This is a genomic window from Planktotalea frisia (assembly GCF_001890925.1).
In the GTDB taxonomy this organism is placed as follows: Bacteria; Pseudomonadota; Alphaproteobacteria; order Rhodobacterales; family Rhodobacteraceae; genus Planktotalea; species Planktotalea frisia.
The window spans coordinates 1-1,564 of sequence record NZ_MLCB01000209.1 but is presented as its reverse complement, the minus strand read 5'-3'; the positions used below and the strand labels follow the sequence as shown (position 1 = coordinate 1,564).

The window sequence follows — 1,564 nt, the reverse complement described above, 5'->3', positions numbered from 1 at the left end:
CGGATCATGCGGTTAGCTGAATCGTTCTACGGTCAGACGTCAACCCGTCAAAAGTCGGGTGCTCGAGGACTCTGTGTATACGTGTGTCATCCTGGTGGTGCGAAAGTTGTCGACGCGATCGAACAAGCGATGGAATTGCCTGACGGCAGTTTAGACGCTGAGCGCGCGACATTGCGTGAGGCAGGCAATATGTCCGCGCCCACGGTGTTGTTTGTGCTTAAGAAAGTGCTTGAAAGTGGCACCAGCGGGCAAATGATGGCCTGCGCGCTTGGCCCCGGTTTCACTGCATCTTATCTCCCTCTTCGTGTCTCAGAAGGGGCAAAATAATGGAAACCGCGACGCTTCTTTTTCTCAGCTTCATCATTGTGCAGCGCCTCAGCGAGTTGGTGATTGCCAAGCGCAATACCGCGCGATTGCTGGAAAAAGGTGCTTATGAAGTTGGTGCAGAACACTACCCCGTGATGGTTGGAATGCACAGTCTGTGGATCGCGTGTCTGTTGTTCTTGGGCTATGGTGAGAGCGTGTCATATGGCTGGCTTGCTCTTTTTGCGGTGCTGCAAGTGTTGCGTATTTGGATCCTTGGTACGCTTGGCGCACGTTGGACGACGCGGGTGATTATCTTGCCTGAACCTTTGGTCGTTGCTGGACCGTTCAAATATCTGAAGCATCCGAATTATACTTTGGTGGTCGCTGAAATTATTGTCGCCCCAATGGTTTTGGGTCTGTTTTGGGTCGCTGCGATCTTCACTGTGCTGAACGCCGCGATGCTCTACGTGCGCATCGGTGTAGAAGATAAAGCGCTCGCAGAATTGCGGACTAAATAGGTATGGCGCTCGGAATTGGGTTTGGTGCTGAGCGGATTGGTCTGCTGGTTCTGAGATGGCCAAAGATTGCGGCTGCTGTGTTGATAGCATTGGTTATTGTGATCGCTGCAAGCTTGCCAAACTTGCGTTTTGAAAACGATATTCACCGCGCGTTTTTTAGCGATAGTGAGGTGTCGCGCGCGCAGTTGAGCTATCGTGCGCAGCAAGGCTCTGATGTGAGTACCGTTCTGGTTCATCTTCAATCTGAACGCGCTTTCACGGCTCAAGCCATGTCTGAGCTGCGTGATCTTGCGCTCGATTTGGAGTTTTTGGAAGGGGTTAAAAGTGTTGTTTCGCCCTTTGCATTGCGGTTTTCGCCAAGTGCCACCGCCCCAAAGGGCGCGCCCGTTTTTGGCACAGAGATTTCTGATACATACGGCGACGACCTCGCGCGATTTCGTGCGCTTGGCACTGGATTGCCGACGTTTCTAAACGGATCGCAAACAGCGCTGCTTATCGGGGTTCGTGTTGATCTCAATGTTGCTGAGATTGGAACGATCTTGCCTGAGCTTCGGGCTGAAGTGGATGCTGCTGTGGCACCGCATATCTCCGCGCGCGTGACGGGCTAAGAGGCTATCAGCCACGAGATCGTCACAGGTCTTAAGTCTGATTTGATCCGCTTATACACAGAGTCCTCGAGCACCCGACTTTTGACGGGTTGACGTCTGACCGTAGAACGATTCAGCTAACCGCATGATCCG

General features: G+C 52.7%; 2 protein-coding genes and 1 pseudogene. All 3 read left to right on the top strand.

Annotation, left to right across the window (positions count from 1 at the left end; translation table 11 throughout):
• A pseudogene (locus PFRI_RS19175) lies at positions 1-327 on the top strand (hypothetical protein); the annotation flags it as partial.
• Complete coding sequence (locus PFRI_RS19170; RefSeq protein ID WP_072632311.1) at positions 327-824, top strand: isoprenylcysteine carboxyl methyltransferase family protein; 498 nt, start codon at positions 327-329, stop codon at positions 822-824. The pseudogene PFRI_RS19175 and the gene PFRI_RS19170, both read left to right, overlap by 1 nt.
• Positions 825-826: 2 nt before the next feature.
• Entirely contained in the window at positions 827-1,432 is a 606-nt protein-coding gene (locus PFRI_RS19165; protein ID WP_072632310.1) for an RND transporter family protein, read from the top strand.
• The last annotated feature ends 132 nt before the right edge of the window (positions 1,433-1,564 follow it).

Excerpts from the sequence above, each read along its gene's own strand:
- PFRI_RS19170 (WP_072632311.1), top strand. The coding sequence starts at position 327 with ATGGAAACCGCGACGCTTCTTTTTCTCAGCTTCATCATTGTGCAGCGC.
- PFRI_RS19165 (WP_072632310.1), top strand. The coding sequence starts at position 827 with ATGGCGCTCGGAATTGGGTTTGGTGCTGAGCGGATTGGTCTGCTGGTT.